We start from the raw sequence: 14354 nt of genomic DNA, 5'->3' as shown, positions 1-14354 counted from the left end.
ACAGGGCGCGTACCGGCTCCTGATCGCGGGTATGCACATGCGACCGACACCGGCACCCGATGGTTAAGGAGGCGACGGTGACCGAGAGTAGGCGTAGGTTGGATCGCTCCGCTGGCCCCGACGAGGCGGACCGCGAGGACCGAGAGCGGGAATGGCTGCACGGCCTGGTATCGGATGTGTGGCAGACCCGGCTCGACTTCTACCGGGAACTGATCGACAAGGTGGCCGACGACCGCTACCCCAGCCCCACGATGCTCGACATGATCGAGCAGGGCGTCCCGCCCGAGTTGTACCCGGACTACGTCGCCGCGCTGGTCGGCAAGGTCTACGACTCCAAGTACCCCAGCCCGACGCTGCTCGCGCGGCTCCGCCGCCTGACCGCGGTCCCGAATCCCCAGCACTGAGCCGCGATGACGGTCCTGACCCATGGCCCCGGTCAGGACCGTCATCGCACAGCCAATCTGTCGGCCCGCGTGTGGACGGCCCGCACGCCCACCGGCGAGGAGCGGTCGACGGTGCGCCTCACGAGTGGCCGCCGTGGTCCGAACGCCCGAGACGTCGACGTGGCCCGATTGGGTGCCCAGCCCGCCCGGCTACCATCGCCGGGTGCCCGCGCAGACCCTCGTGACCCGGATCGCCTCGTTCGCCGAGTTGGACGCCCGTACCTTCCACGACCTGCTGAGGCTGCGCATCGACGTGTTCGTGGTCGAGCAGGCGTGCCCGTATCCGGAGCTCGACGGGCGGGACGTGGAGCCCGGCACCCGGCACCTCTGGCTGACCCGCGACGGCGACGTCGTGGCGTACCTGCGGATTCTCGCCGACCGGGGCGGCGTGGCGCGGATCGGGCGGGTGGTGGTGGCGCCGCGGGCCCGGCGCGGCGGGTACGCGGGCCGGCTGATGGCCGAGGCGCTGGCCGTGGTGGGCGACCGGCCGTGCGTGCTGGAGGCGCAGTCGCACCTGGCCGGCTTCTACGCCCGGCACGGGTTCACGGTCAGCGGGGCGGAGTACGTGGAGGACGGCATCCCGCACACCCCGATGCGCCGGGAACCCACCACCGGCTGACCGCCCCCGGGCGCGGGCCGGGGGCGGAGACGGCCAGCCGTCACGGCAGGGAGCGCGTCAGCCCCGGCTCACGGCAGGGAGCGCGTCAGCCCCGGCTCACGGCAGGGAGCGCGTCAGGCCTGGCTCACGCACGGCAGGGAGCGCGTCAGGCCTGGCTCACGGCAGGCAGGTGACGATGTCGGCGATCGGGCGGCGGCGGCCGGTGTAGAACGGGATCTCCTCCCGGACGTGCCGGCGCGCGCCCGAGGCCCGCAGGTCGCGCATCAGGTCGACGATCCGGTGCAGCTCGTCGGCCTCGAAGGCCAGCATCCACTCGTAGTCGCCGAGGGCGAACGAGGCCACGGTGTTGGCCCGCACGTCCGGGTAGCCGCGGGCCAGCCGGCCGTGCTCGGCCAGCAGCTCGCGCCGCTCGGCGTCCGGCAGCAGGTACCACTCGTAGGAGCGGACGAACGGGTAGACGCACAGGTACTGCCGCGCCTCCTCGCCCGCCAGGAACGCCGGGATGTGGCTCTTGTTGAATTCCGCCGGCCGGTGCAGCGCCAGCTGCGACCAGACCGGGGTCATCGACCGGCCGAGCGTGGTCCGACGGAACCGCAGGTACGCGTCCTGGAGGGCGTCGCTGGACGAGGAGTGCCACCAGATCATCAGGTCGACGTCGGCGCGCAGCCCGGCCACGTCGTACGTGCCGCGGATCGTCACGTCCTTGCCGGCCAGCTCCCCGAAGAGCGCCTCGACCTCGCCGGTGACGTTCTCGCGCAGCGACGGGAGCGGGCTCGTGGCCCGGTACACCGACCACATGGTGTAGCGGATGCTGGCGTTGAGCTCGCGCAGCCGGGCCGCGTTGGTCTGCTCGGTCATCGTGCCGATCCTCCCAGTGCTGTGATGATCTCTTCGGCCGCGGTCTCGCCGGAGCGGACGCAGACCGGGATGCCGACGCCGTCGTAGCCGGCGCCGGCCAGCGCGAGGGTGGGGTGCGCGCCGCGCAGCGCCGCCCGGACGGCGGCCACCCGGTCGAGGTGCCCCGGGGCGTACTGCGGCAGCGCGCCGCCCCAGCGCTGGACGTGACTCGCGACGGGCGCGGGCAGCGCGACGCCCAGCACCGCCGACAGCTCCCGGTGCACGGCGGCGACCAGGTCGGCGTCGGTGAGCTGCAGGGACGCCTCCTCGCCGTACCGGCCGACCGAGGCACGGACCAGGGCGAGCCCGTCCGGGCCGGCCAGGTGCCCCCACTTCGTGGTGAAGAACGTCGACGCCTTGACCAGCAGCCCCTCGGTGGCCGGCACCAGGAACCCGGACAGCGCCGGCAGGTCCGGCTCGGGCAGGGCCAGGCTGACCAGCGCGACGCTGGCGTAGTCCAGCCCGCCGACCGTGGCGGCGGCCTCGGGCGCGACCCCGGCGAGCAGCCGGGCGGCCGGGCGGGCCGGCACGGCCAGCAGCACCGCGTCGGCGGCGGCCAGCTCCGGGTCGCGGGTCGGGCCGACCGTCAGTCGCCAGCCGGCGCCCGCCGGGGTCAGCTCGCGCACGGTCGCGTCCCGGCGGATCGTCGCCCCGCTGGCGGTGGCCGCCGCCTCGACCAGCCGGCCCAGGCCGCCCGCGAGGGTCCCGAAGACCGGCGCGCCGGGCGCGCGGGGCGCGGCGGCCTGCGCCGCGCGTACGGCGCCGACGAGGGTGTGCTCGACGCGGGCCGCGCGGGCCAGCGCCGGCATGGTGGTGACCAGGGACAGGTCGTCGGCCCGGCCGGCGTACACGCCGCCGAGCATCGGGTCGACCAGCCGGTCGACCACCTGGTCGCCGAGCCGGGCCCGGACCAGCGCCCCGACGGCGACGTCCGCGCCGGGGGCGAGCAGCGGGCGGCCCTCGTCGCGGTCGGCGTCCGCGGCCGGCTCGGCGACCGCCGCCACCGAGTCCAGATCCCCGGGTACGCCCACCAGCGTCCCGCCCGGGATCGGGCGCAGCCCGCCGTCGACGGCCAGCGCGGCCTGCCCGACACTCGGGTGGACCACGTCGCCGCCCAGCCCGAGCCGGCGCACCAGGGCCACCGCGGCGGACTCCCCGCCGGCCGGGTCGCGCATCAGGAACGACTCCGCGCCGAACTCCACCTGCCGGCCCGCGAGGGCGCCGGTGCGCAGCTTGCCGCCGAGCGCGCCGGACCGCTCGTACACGGTGATCTCGGTGCCGGCGGGGGCGCGGTCGCGCAGCCGGACGGCGGCGGCCAGGCCGGCGATCCCGCCCCCGACCACCGCCACCCGCCACGGCTGCCGCATGGTCACCGCCTCACCCGGCCCGGCGCGCGGACACCTCGTGTACCAGCGCGACCACCCGGGTCAGCACGTCCGGGTCGGTCTCCGGCAGCACGCCGTGACCGAGGTTGAACACGTGGCCGGGAGCGGCCCGGCCCTGGCCGAGGATCCGGCGCACCTCGGCCTCGACCACCGGCCAGGGGGCGAGCAGCACGGACGGGTCGAGGTTGCCCTGCACGGCCTTGTCCGGGCCGATCCGCCGGGTCGCCACGTCCAGCGGCGTACGCCAGTCCACGCCGACCACGTCGGCGCCGGCCTCGCCCATCGCGCCGAGCAGCTCGGCGGTGCCCACCCCGAAGTGGATGCGGGGCACCCCCGCGTCGGCCAGCCCGGACAGCACGGTCGTCGAGTGCGGCAGGACGTACCGCCGGTAGTCGGCCTCGGAGAGCGCGCCGGCCCAGGAGTCGAAGAGCTGCACCGCGGACACCCCGGCGTCGATCTGCACCCGCAGGAAGGCGAGGGTCACCTCGGCCAGCCGGGCGCAGAGCGCGTGCCACAGCTCCGGCTCGCCGTACATCAGCGCCTTGGTCTTGGCGTGGGTGCGCGACGGCCCGCCCTCGACCAGGTAGCTGGCCAGGGTGAACGGCGCACCGGCGAAGCCGATCAGCGGGGTGGCGCCCAGCTCGGCGACGAGCAGCCGCACCGCCTCGTCCACGTAGGAGACGTCCTCGCGGGTGATCGGGCGGATCCGCTCGACGTCGGCGAGGGTGCGCACCGGCTCGGCCACCACCGGCCCGGTGCCCGCGACGATGTCCAGGTCCACCCCGGCGGCGGCCACCGGGATCACGATGTCGCTGAACAGGATCGCCGCGTCGACCCCGTGCCGGCGCACCGGCTGGAGGGTGATCTCGGCGACCAGGTCGGGGCGGCGGCAGGAGTCCAGCATCCCCACGTTCGCCCGGATCGCGCGGTACTCCGGCAGCGACCGGCCCGCCTGTCGCATGAACCAGACCGGGGTGTGCGTGGCCTGCTGGCGACGACAGGCCCGGACGAACGGGGAGTCGGCCGGCCCGCCGCGGCGGGGTTCTCCGTCTCGGGCGGCAGTGCCCGTGGTGTCGGTGCTCATCGCGGCAATCGTGCCATGCGCCCCGGCTCGCTCCCGCCGCCCCCGCCGCCTTTGTGACGTGTACCGGGCGGGTGGGCCGGCCGTCGGCGCGCCGTTTCCGGCGCCCGGCGGGCGGGCGGCATAGGCTGCCGGACATGGCCCCCCGATCGCGCTCCCGGAGACCTTCGCCCGCGCGGTCGCCGGGCTCCGGTCGGCCGCGCCCCGGTCGGAGATCATCCTGGAGGAGGTCGGCGCGCCGCAGCGGCTCGCGCCGTACGCGTTCGCGCTCTCCGCGACCGTGCTGCGCGACGGCGACGAGGTGGCCACCGGGCGGCTCATCCTGCTGCACGACCCGGCCGGGCACGAGGCATGGCAGGGCACGCTGCGGCTGGTCACCTACGTGACGGCGGAGTTGGAGGTCGACCTGGCCGCCGACCCGCTGCTGCCCGGGGTCGGCTGGACCTGGCTGACGGACGCCCTCGACGCGCAGGACGCCCGGCACCGGGCGATCGGCGGCACGGTCACCCAGACCATGTCGACCCGCTTCGGCGACCTGGCCGGTCCGCCGACCGCCGGCGACATCGAGATCCGCGCCTCCTGGACGCCGCTCGGGGAGGACCTGACCCCGCACCTGCTCGCCTGGTGCGCGCTGCTCTCCTCGACGGCGGGGCTGCCCCGCCCGGGGTGACCGCGCTGCCGGAGCGCCGCCCGGCCGGCGCGGCCTGACGGTCCAGCGCGGGCCGCGCCAGCGCAACGGTGTCCGGTGGCGTGGCCTGACCGGACCGGCGCGGGCCACGCCGCCGGGTTCCGGTGGCGCGGCCCGCGGTACGGCGGACCCGTCAGAGGTAGTTCTCGGCCTCGTCGCAGATCTTGTTCATCCCCTGGGTGGCCTTGTCGTACGCGGCCTTGTTGTTCGCCGCGGCGGCGGCCAGCGCCGAGGTGAGCTTGTCCAGGCAGGTCGCGATGACCTTCTTCTGCCGGGCCTGCTCGTCCCGGTCGTTGCGGGTGCCCGTGAGGTCCTGTTCGGTGTCGGACAGCTTGTCCCGAACGCTCTGGAGGTCGGCCTTCAGCTTCTCGATCTCGGTCTTGTTCGCCGCGATCGTCCCGTCCCGCTCGCTGACCTGGGCGGTCAGCCGCTGCTCGGTACGGTTCAGCTCGCTGCTCTTGGTCACGTACAGGCCCGTCATCACCCCGCCGAGGACGAGGAGCAGCGCCGCCACCAGGCCCAGGACGAGCGCGGTGCGCTTGCCCTTGCCCCCGGTGCCGGGCGCGCCGTAGGGCGGCGCGGAGCCGGGCGGGCCCGACATGGGCTGGCCGAAGCCCGGGCCGGAGGCCGGCGGCACCGACATCGGCTGTGGGTACCCGGGCCCGGAGACCGGCGGAGTGGAGACGGGCTGCCCGAACGGCGGCGCGGACTGCGGCTGTTGCCCGAAGGGCGGTGCCGGCGGCGCGGACGGCGGCTGCTGCCCGAAGGCCGGTGCCGGCGGCGGGACGGGCGGGGCGGCGGGCGGAACGGGCGGCGGGACGGCCGGCTGGCCCGGCTGCGGTGCCGGGTACTGCGGCATCTGCTGGGTGGGCATCTGCTGCGTCGGCTCGGCCGGCTGGGGGGGTCCGTACTGGCCGGGGGTGAACTGCCGGGTCGGCTCGTTCGGCTGACCGGTCGGGCCGTACTGCTGGGGAACGGGCTGGCCGGGGCCGTAGCCGGCGCCGCCCGGCGGCGGGTACGGCGGCTGGCCCCCCGGCCCGGTCGGTGGCTGGGTCATTGTCTCTTCTTCCTCCAGGTGACGGGCCCGGCGGCCGGCGGGGCCAGCGGATCGGTTGGTACGAAGGCGGCGGCGGTCAGCAGATCCGGAAGCCGTCGCAGGCGATCTTGATGGGTACGGCGAGGCCGATGCCCTCCGCGTCGCGGGCCTTGGCGGTGGCGATCCCGACCACCTGCTTCTGGCCGTTGATGACCGGACCGCCCGAGTTGCCGGGGTTGATCGGGGCGTCGAACTGGATGACCGGCCCGGAGCCCTGGTCGGCCTCGCGGAAGGCGCTGACCACACCGGTCGTGACGCTGTCCTCCAGCCCGAGCGGGGCGCCGACGACGACGATCTGCTGCCCGGACTTGACCGGGGTGGACGCCGTCACGAGGCCGGTGAACCGACCGGACGTGCGCAGGTGCGCGACGTCGTTCTCCTTGTCGACCTTGACGATGGTGGCCGGGAAGCGCTGGTCGGTGCGCTCCAGGAAAACCTGTCGGCCGCCGCCCTCCCAGACCGACTCGACGACGTGGAAGTTCGTGAACAGGTTCGTCCCGCCGCGGTCGGCCGGCTTGCCGACCGCGAACGCGGTGCCGGTGAACTGCCCGGCCCGGACCCGGAACACGCTGGGCAGCACCGCGCTGGCCACCGCCTCCGGGTTGAACTGGGCGCCGGCCTGCTTCTCCAGTGCCTGCGTCCGCTGGTCCAGACCGTCGAGCCGCGTGTTGTCGCCCTCCTGCGCGGCGGTCAGCCGCCGGTTCGTGTCGGCGAGCCGGTCGGAGAGCCGGTTGATCTGGTACGCCTGCACGCCCGCCGCCACGGCCAGGACCACGGCCAGCCCGAGCGCGACCAGCCCGAGCGCCCGCCCCCGCGCGGGGGCGGGCGGGCGGGGCCAGCGGCTGGGGCGGGCACGCCGGCCTGGGTCGGCCACGCCGGCCCGGGGACCGGGGACGGCCCGCCCTGCGGATACGCCGCCCCGGACGCGGCGGGACCGTGCGCGTGCGTGGGGCCGACGACCGGGGACGCCTGCGGGAACGCCGGACCGCCGGGCGACGCCTGCGGGGGCGCCGGGTTGACGGGCGACGCCTGCGGATGCGCCGGGCCGGCCACCGGCGGGGCGACGGGCGCGGCGGGGTGCTGCCCGGCCGCGGGCCAGCCGGCGGGGGCCGAGCCGCCGGCCCACTGGCCGGGGACCGTCGCCTGACCGGGGACGGTGGGCGGCGGGTACGGGCTGGCCGTGCCGCGCGGAGGCTCCATCCGCGGCGGCAGCGGGCCTGGGCGGGTGCCGGTGTCCCGGGCCTCGCCGGGGGCGGCGGCAACGCCGGGAGCGGCGAAGGCAGCGCCAGGCGCGGCGGGAGGGGCGGAGGCAGCGGGAGGAACCGAAGCGGGAGGAACCGAAGCGGGAGGAGCGGAAGCGGGAGGTGCGGCGGCATCCCGCCAGCCGTCCCCGTCGCCCGGGACCTGCCTCCCGCCCGTCGGACCGTACCCAGCCGTCGTCATGGCCAACGCCCTCCCCGTAGCCGCCCCGGTGCCTGCGCCGCCCGCCGGTGCGATCCCGGACGAACGGCCCGGAGGAACGTACCTGCACGAAAGCGCTTTGTCTCCCCCGATGTCCGACCCTGCCATGTCGCGTCAAGTCGCCGGCACCGACACGGCCCTACCCGGCTGCGCGCGTCTGTCGGCCGGGCGCACTAGGGTTGTCAGGTGACCGACGAACCACCCCTGCGCCGTCGGGCCGCCGAGAGCCGAACGGGAGACGAGCCGCACGACGCCCCCTCGGCCACCCTGGAGCCGGCGGGCGCGGGGCCCGAACCGACCGGCGGCGCGCCCGTGCCGCTGACCGCCCCACGCGAGGGCACCCCCCAGCCGGTGGCCGCCGAGGCCGAGCTCGCCGAGGTCGTGGCCCGCTTCGCGGCCGGCACCGGCCCCGTCGCCCTGGACGCCGAGCGCGCCTCGGGGTACCGCTACAGCCAGCGCGCGTACCTGGTGCAGTTGCGCCGGGCCGGCGCCGGCACCGTGCTGATCGACCCGCTCCCGCTGCCCGACCTCAGCGCCCTCGACGCGGCGATCGCGGACGCCGAGTGGGTGCTGCACGCCGCGAGCCAGGACCTGCCCTGCCTGACCGAGTTGGGGCTACGCCCGCGCCGCCTCTTCGACACGGAACTGGCCGCTCGGCTGGCCGGATTCGAGCGGGTCGGCCTGGCCGCGCTGACCGAGCAGCTACTCGGGTTCAGCCTGGAGAAGCACCACTCGGCGGCCGACTGGTCGAGCCGTCCGCTGCCGGAGTCCTGGCTCACCTACGCCGCCCTCGACGTCGAGCTGCTGGTCGACCTGCGCGACGCGCTCGACGAGGAGCTGACCCGGCAGGGCAAGTCGGCGTGGGCGGCGGAGGAGTTCGCCGCGCTGATCCGCGCCGGCGCGCGCCCGCCCCGGGTGCGGGCGGAGCCCTGGCGGCGCACCTCCGGCATCCACCGGGTGCGCGGCGCCCGGGCCCAGGCCCGGGTCCGTTCCCTGTGGTACGCGCGGGACCAGATCGCCGCCCGCCGTGACGCCGCGCCGGGCCGGGTGCTGCCGGACTCGGCGATCGTCGCCGCGGCCGAGCTGGACCCGAGGGACGAGAAGACCCTGCTCACCCTGCCCGGGTTCGGCGGCCGCTCGGTGCGCCGGCTGGCCCGTACGTGGCTGGCGGCGCTGGACGACGCCCGGCAACTGCCGGACGACGCGCTGCCGGTCGCCCCGGTGGTGGAGGGGCCGCCCCCGCCGCACCGGTGGGCGGAGCGGGACCCGGTGGCGGCGGGCCGGCTGGCCCGGTGCCGGGAGGTGGTGATCCGGATCGCCGGGGCGCACACGCTGCCGCCGGAGAATCTGATCGCGCCGGACTCGATCCGCCGCCTCGCCTGGACCCCGCCGGACGAGGTCACCGAGGACACCGTCGCCGAGACGCTGCGCGGCCACGGTGCCCGCGAGTGGCAGCTGACCCTGCTGGTCCCGGACCTCACCCCCGCGCTCGGGGAGCCGGCCACCGGCTCCTGACCGAGCCGGTGGCTCCGGCCGGCGGCGGATTCCGCCGGCCGGGGGCGGTTCGGTGACCTGGGGCGGTTCAGTGACCGGGGGCGACCGGCTGCGCGTCGCGGAGCGCGGGTGTCAGCGCCCACCAGCGGGCCAGCAGGGTCGCCCCGGCCAACGCCGCGCCCACCATCGCCGCCTCGAACAGCAGCACGGGCAGGGCGGTGCTGTAGCCGGTCGTCCAGGCGAAGGCCATGGTGAGCGGGGTGACCAGCGCCCCGGCCAGCGGCACGAGCAGGGCCATCGCCCACACCGTCCGGTCGATCCCCGGCACGTCGCGCATCCTGAGCCGGACGGCGAGCAGCGCGCCCACGAGCACGGCCGCGGCGCAGATCGCGTGCCGGGCCACCAGAAGGGCGCCTGGCATGTCGACCCCGAACGGCACCTGTTCCCAGAGCAGCAGCCAGGAGAGGACGAGCCCGGGCGCCGCCCCGGCCAGCGCGGTGCGCAACAGCCGTTCCGTCTCGTACGTCAGACGTTCGGCGCCGGACTCGGCGGCGAGCCGGCGGGCGAACGCCCTGACGTCGGCGCCGCCCAGCAGCTGCCGCGGGGTGATGCCGTCGGCAGCGGCCGCCTCCAGTTCCCGCCGCAGGTCCGCGGCGAGCGCCGCCCGGTCGCGGGGCACGACCCCCATGGCCCGCCACTCGCGCTCGGCGGTGGCGATGACGTCGTCGGCGTCCTGCACGGCTACCTCCCGGTGGTGGACGCGGCGGACCCCGCGTCGGTGATCGTGGCGTTGATCGTGTCGGTGAAGGTCCACCACTGCCGTTTCCAGGTGGCGAGCTGTTGCCGCCCGTCGCGGGTGAGCGCGTACACCTTGCGGGGCGGGCCGGTCGGGCTCTCCTCGACCACGTCGGCGACCAGCCCGAGCCGGCGCATCCGGGTGAGCAGCGGATAGACCGTGCCGTAGCCGACAGCGTCCAGCCCGGCGGCGTTCAGCCGGCGGACCAGCTCGTAGCCGTGGGCGGGCTCCCGGTCGAGCAGCGCCAGCATGCATATGTCGAGCACGCCTCTGAGCAGTTGGGTGTGGCGGTCGCGGCCCTCGGATCCGACGCCCGGTGTCATGCGTCACATAATAGCTCGCGGCTATTATGTGACGCCAAATACCGCCTCAATGTGGGGCGCGCCACACAGGGGGACACCCACGGCGATAGTTACCGGCGAGTAGCATCCGAGGGACCACGCCCGTGCCGGCGACCGTCGTTCGGTCCGCGGCGCCGCCTGTCGGCGCCGAAGGCCGAACCATGGTCGAAAAGGAGGCTCAAGTGCCCCGTGAAGTCCGGGACGTCGTCTTCGTCGACGGCGTCCGCACCCCGTTCGGCAAGGCGGGTGGCATGTACGCCAACACCCGCGCCGACGACCTCGTGATCCGCTGCATCCGCGAGCTGCTGCGCCGCAACCCGCAGCTGCCGCCGGAGCGCGTCGAGGAGGTCGCCATCGCCGCCACCACCCAGATCGGCGACCAGGGCCTCACCATCGGCCGCACCGCCGCCCTGCTGGCCGGCCTGCCCAGGACGGTGCCCGGCCTCGCCATCGACCGGATGTGCGCCGGTGCGATGACCGCCGTCACGACCGTGGCCGGCGGCATCGCCATGGGCGCGTACGACGTGGCGATCGCCGGCGGCGTCGAGCACATGGGACGGCACCCCATGGGCGAGGGCGTCGACCCGAACCCGCGCATCGTCGCCGAGAAGCTGGTCGACCCGTCCGCCCTGGTCATGGGCGCCACGGCGGAGAACCTGCACGACCGGGTCCCGCACGTCACCAAGGAGCGCGCGGACGCGTTCGCGCTCGCCTCCCAGCAGCGGACCGCGAAGGCGTACGCCAACGGCAAGCTCCAGGGCGACCTGGTGCCGGTGGCCACCCGCGACTCCGACGGCGGCTGGGGCCTGGCCACCGTGGACGAGGCGCCCCGCGACACCTCGATGGAGAAGCTCGCCACCCTGAAGACCCCGTTCCGCCCGCACGGTCGGGTCACCGCGGGCAACTCCGCCGGCCTGAACGACGGCGCGACCGCGAGCCTGATCGCCGCCGAGTCCACGGCCCGCGAGCTGGGCCTCCCGGTGGCCATGCGGCTCGTCTCGTACGGCTTCGTCGGCGTCGAGCCCGAGGTGATGGGCGTCGGCCCGATCCCGTCGACCGAGAAGGCGCTGCGCATCGCCGGCCTGACCATCGACGACATCGGCCTGTTCGAGCTGAACGAGGCGTTCGCCGTGCAGGTGCTGGCCTTCCTCGACCACTTCGGCATCGCCGACGACGACCCGCGGGTCAACCCGTGGGGCGGCGCGATCGCCATCGGTCACCCGCTCGCCTCCTCCGGGGTGCGGCTGATGACCCAGCTCGCCCGGCAGTTCGCCGAGCACCCCGAGGTCCGCTACGGCCTCACCGCCATGTGCGTCGGCATCGGCATGGGCGGCACCGTGATCTGGGAGAACCCACACTGGACGGAGTCCAGCAAGCCGGCTCAGCGGGAGGGCGACAAGTGAGCACGCTCGCGGCACCGAACGAGGTGGTCACGAAGGCGCTGCTGCGCCAGGTGCACGTGCCCGGGCTGGACCGCCCGGCCGCCCTGATCACCCTGGACAACGGCTTCGACCACACCAAGCCGAACACGTTCGGCCCGGGCGGCCTGACCAGCCTGGACGAGGCGATCACCGCCGCCCTCGCGGGGGACCCGGCGTTCGTGGCGGTCACCGGCAAGCCGTACATCTTCTGCGTGGGCGCGGACCTCACCAGCCTGCCGCAGCTCGCCGACCGGGAGCAGGCGCTGGAGATCGGCCGGCTCGGCCACCGGGTCTTCGCCCGGCTGAAGGACAGCCCGGTCCCCACCTTCGCGTTCGTCAACGGCGCGGCGATGGGCGGCGGCCTGGAACTGGCGCTGCACTGCCACTACCGGACCCTGTCCGGCGGGGCCTCCGCGCTCGCGCTGCCCGAGGTCTCCCTCGGCCTGGTCCCGGGCTGGGGCGGCACCCAGCTGTTGCCGCACCTGATCGGCATCCCGGCCGCGACCCAGGTGATCATCCAGAACCCGCTGATGCAGAACAGGATGCTCAAGCCGAAGCAGGCGGCGGGGATGGGCATCGCGGACGTGCTGCTGGAGCCGGCGGACTTCCTCGAACGCTCGCTGGAGTGGGCCGCCGGCGTGGTGCGCGGCCAGATCACGGTGACCCGGCCCGAGGTCGACCGGGACATGTGGGCGGGCGTGCTCTACTTCGCCCGGCAGACCCTGGACCAGCGGCTGCACGGCGCGGTCCCGGCCGCGTACCGGGCGCTGGACCTGCTGGAGACGGCCAGGGACGCGGACTTCGCGACCGGCACCGCCGCCGAGGACGAGGCCCTCGCGGACCTGGCCTTCTCCGCGGAGCTACGCAGCGGCCTGTACGCGTTCGACCTGGTGCAGCGGCGGGCCAAGCGGCCGGCCGGCGCGCCGGACAAGGACCTGGCCCGCCCGGTCACCAAGGTCGGCATCGTGGGCGCCGGCCTGATGGCCAGCCAGCTCGCGCTGCTGTTCGCCCGCCGCCTCCAGGTGCCGGTCGTGCTGACCGACCTGGACCAGGCCCGCGTCGACAAGGGCGTCGGCTACGTGCACACCCAGATCGAGAAGCAGGTCTCCAAGGGCCGGATGGACAAGGGCACGGCGGCCAAGCTGTACGGCCTGATCAGCGGCTCCCCGAAGGCAGAGGCGTTCGCGGCGTCGGCGCCGGGCCAGCTCACTTCGTTCGCTGACTGTGACTTCGTCATCGAGGCCGTGTTCGAGGACCTGAACGTCAAGAAGCAGGTCTGGGCCGAGCTGGAGAAGATCGTCTCCCCGGAGGCGGTGCTCGCGACGAACACCTCCAGCCTGTCGGTCACGGCGATGGCGGCCGAGCTGGAGCACCCGGAGCGGGTGGTCGGTTTCCACTTCTTCAACCCGGTCGCCGTGCTGCCGCTGCTGGAGATCGTCCGGGGCGAGCGGACGGACGACGCCACCCTGGCCACCGCGTTCGCCGTCGGCAGGCAGCTGAAGAAGTCGTCGGTGCTGGTGAAGGACGCGCCCGCGTTCGTGGTCAACCGGCTGCTGACCCGCTTCCTCGGCAGCGTCTTCGCCGCCGTCGACGCCGGTACCCCGCTGGACGTGGCCGACAGCGCCCTGGACCCGCTGGGCCTGCCGATGCGGCCGCTGGCCCTGCTCCAGCTCGTCGGCCCGGCCGTGGCGTACCACGTGGGCGGCACGCTGCACGCCGCGTTCCCGGACCGGTTCGACGTCAGCGAGAACCTCAGGCGGATCGCCGACGCCGGCCAGCCGATCGTGGTCGACGACGAGATCAACCCCGAGGTGGCGAAGCTGCTCGTGGTCGGCGACCAGCCGCTGACCGCCGAGCAGGTACGCCGGAACGCGCTCGACGGCCTGGCGCAGGAGGTCCGGCTGATGCTGGACGAGGGCGTCGTGGCCGAGGCGCAGGACATCGACCTGTGCATGATCCTCGGTGCCGGCTGGCCGTTCCACCTCGGCGGCGTCACGCCGTACCTGGACCGGACCGGCACCAGCGAGCGGGTCACGGGCCGGCGGTTCCTGCCCGCCGGGCTGGCCAGCCTCCCCGCCTGACCCTCCCCGCTTCCCCGTCCGCCGCCGGGCCGGCGGCGGACGGGCGCGGCCACTTCCCGGAAAGGGTGGCTGTTCCGCGTCGGACAGTCACACTCTCCGGGAATCTGCGCGGCGACCTATGGCGTCGCGGCGCGCTCGGCGGCGCTGCGCAGCACGCAGAACTCGTTGCCCTCCGGGTCGGCGAGCACCACCCAGCCGGTGCCGTCCGGCCGCCGGTGGTCGGCGACCTCGGTGGCGCCGAGCGCGAGCAGCCGCTCCACCTCGGCGTCCCGGTTCCGGTCGGCCGGCTCCAGGCACAGGTGGACGCGGTTCTTCACCGTCTTGCCCTCGGGCACCTGGAGGAACAGCACCGCCGCCCCGCCGGGCGGGAGCAGCATCGCCTCGGGGTCGCCGGGGAGGTCGTCGGGCTGCCTCCCTCCGGTCGCCGGGCTGACGCGCGGCGATCATGTCAGGCCGCCGGCGGCCCGGCAATGGCTTCTCCGGCGTACCCGGAAGAGTGCCGGCCCGGCGCGGGCGCCACAACGGAGCCGGCCCGGCCCGCGCGGACGCGG

Annotated in this window: 12 protein-coding genes and 2 pseudogenes; 6 read left to right on the top strand and 8 right to left on the bottom strand. The window is 75.2% G+C overall.

The features are described 5' to 3' along the window. Positions 1 to 77: 77 nt before the first annotated feature. Both JD77_RS20210 and JD77_RS20205 read left to right on the top strand, forming a co-directional pair. Positions 78 to 404, top strand: coding sequence for a hypothetical protein (locus JD77_RS20210; RefSeq protein ID WP_145775726.1), 327 nt, complete (start codon positions 78 to 80; stop codon positions 402 to 404). A 202-nt stretch (positions 405 to 606) separates the two neighbouring features. Continuing rightward, positions 607 to 1062: a GNAT family N-acetyltransferase gene (locus JD77_RS20205; RefSeq protein ID WP_211372615.1), complete on the top strand. Its 456-nt coding sequence runs from the start codon at positions 607 to 609 to the stop codon at positions 1060 to 1062. A 156-nt stretch (positions 1063 to 1218) separates the two neighbouring features. On the opposite strand, the gene hemQ is transcribed toward JD77_RS20205, so the two are convergent. The 3 genes from hemQ to hemE are packed head-to-tail and all read right to left on the bottom strand — an operon-like array spanning position 1219 to position 4428. Next, on the bottom strand, positions 1219 to 1920 hold the full coding sequence (gene hemQ, locus JD77_RS20200; protein WP_145775725.1) for a hydrogen peroxide-dependent heme synthase: 702 nt from the start codon (positions 1918 to 1920) through the stop codon (positions 1219 to 1221). Then, entirely contained in the window at positions 1917 to 3326 is a 1410-nt protein-coding gene (hemG, locus tag JD77_RS20195) for a protoporphyrinogen oxidase (protein ID WP_145777683.1), read from the bottom strand. The genes hemQ and hemG overlap by 4 nt, the downstream gene beginning before the upstream one ends. Positions 3327 to 3336: 10 nt before the next feature. Beyond that, positions 3337 to 4428, bottom strand: a complete 1092-nt coding sequence (hemE, locus tag JD77_RS20190) for a uroporphyrinogen decarboxylase (protein WP_145775724.1) — start codon at positions 4426 to 4428, stop codon at positions 3337 to 3339. Positions 4429 to 4573: 145 nt separating this feature from the next. On the opposite strand from hemE, the pseudogene JD77_RS20185 reads away from it, so the two are divergent. Then, a pseudogene (locus JD77_RS20185) lies at positions 4574 to 5133 on the top strand (DUF3000 domain-containing protein). 113 nt (positions 5134 to 5246) lie between these two features. Here JD77_RS20185 and JD77_RS32900 read toward each other — a convergent pair. Both JD77_RS32900 and JD77_RS33815 read right to left on the bottom strand, forming a co-directional pair. Then, positions 5247 to 6170 carry an intermediate filament family protein gene (locus tag JD77_RS32900; protein WP_211372614.1) on the bottom strand — a complete coding sequence of 308 codons (924 nt, stop codon included), beginning with the start codon at positions 6168 to 6170 and terminating at the stop codon, positions 5247 to 5249. Between the two features lie 76 nt (positions 6171 to 6246). Next, on the bottom strand, positions 6247 to 7083 hold the full coding sequence (locus tag JD77_RS33815; protein WP_246140776.1) for a S1C family serine protease: 837 nt from the start codon (positions 7081 to 7083) through the stop codon (positions 6247 to 6249). 773 nt (positions 7084 to 7856) lie between these two features. On the opposite strand from JD77_RS33815, the gene JD77_RS20165 reads away from it, so the two are divergent. Further along, positions 7857 to 9185 (top strand): ribonuclease D, encoded by a 1329-nt coding sequence (locus JD77_RS20165; RefSeq protein ID WP_145775721.1) that lies wholly within the window; start codon positions 7857 to 7859, stop codon positions 9183 to 9185. A 67-nt stretch (positions 9186 to 9252) separates the two neighbouring features. On the opposite strand, the gene JD77_RS20160 is transcribed toward JD77_RS20165, so the two are convergent. Together JD77_RS20160 and JD77_RS20155 are read right to left on the bottom strand one after the other, a co-directional pair. Continuing rightward, complete coding sequence (locus JD77_RS20160) at positions 9253 to 9903, bottom strand: hypothetical protein (protein WP_145775720.1); 651 nt, start codon at positions 9901 to 9903, stop codon at positions 9253 to 9255. A gap of 2 nt (positions 9904 to 9905) precedes the next feature. Then, positions 9906 to 10283 carry a PadR family transcriptional regulator gene (locus JD77_RS20155; RefSeq protein WP_145775719.1) on the bottom strand — a complete coding sequence of 126 codons (378 nt, stop codon included), beginning with the start codon at positions 10281 to 10283 and terminating at the stop codon, positions 9906 to 9908. Positions 10284 to 10483: 200 nt separating this feature from the next. Here JD77_RS20155 and JD77_RS20150 point away from each other — a divergent pair, with 200 nt between their 5' ends. Then, entirely contained in the window at positions 10484 to 11704 is a 1221-nt protein-coding gene (locus tag JD77_RS20150) for a thiolase family protein (protein ID WP_145775718.1), read from the top strand. After that, a complete protein-coding gene (locus JD77_RS20145) occupies positions 11701 to 13803 on the top strand; it encodes a 3-hydroxyacyl-CoA dehydrogenase NAD-binding domain-containing protein (RefSeq protein ID WP_145775717.1) in 2103 nt (700 codons plus the stop codon). Before JD77_RS20150 ends, JD77_RS20145 begins: the two co-directional genes overlap by 4 nt. 116 nt (positions 13804 to 13919) lie before the next feature. Here the strand turns inward: JD77_RS20145 and JD77_RS20140 are convergent. Further along, positions 13920 to 14207 (bottom strand): annotated as a pseudogene (locus JD77_RS20140) (VOC family protein); the annotation flags it as partial. Positions 14208 to 14354: the final 147 nt, after the last annotated feature.

Origin of the sequence: Micromonospora olivasterospora (genome assembly GCF_007830265.1) — a bacterium.
GTDB lineage: Bacteria > Actinomycetota > Actinomycetes > Mycobacteriales > Micromonosporaceae > Micromonospora > Micromonospora olivasterospora.
The sequence above is the reverse complement of the archived record's forward strand: the minus strand, read 5'-3'. Positions and strand labels throughout refer to the sequence as shown.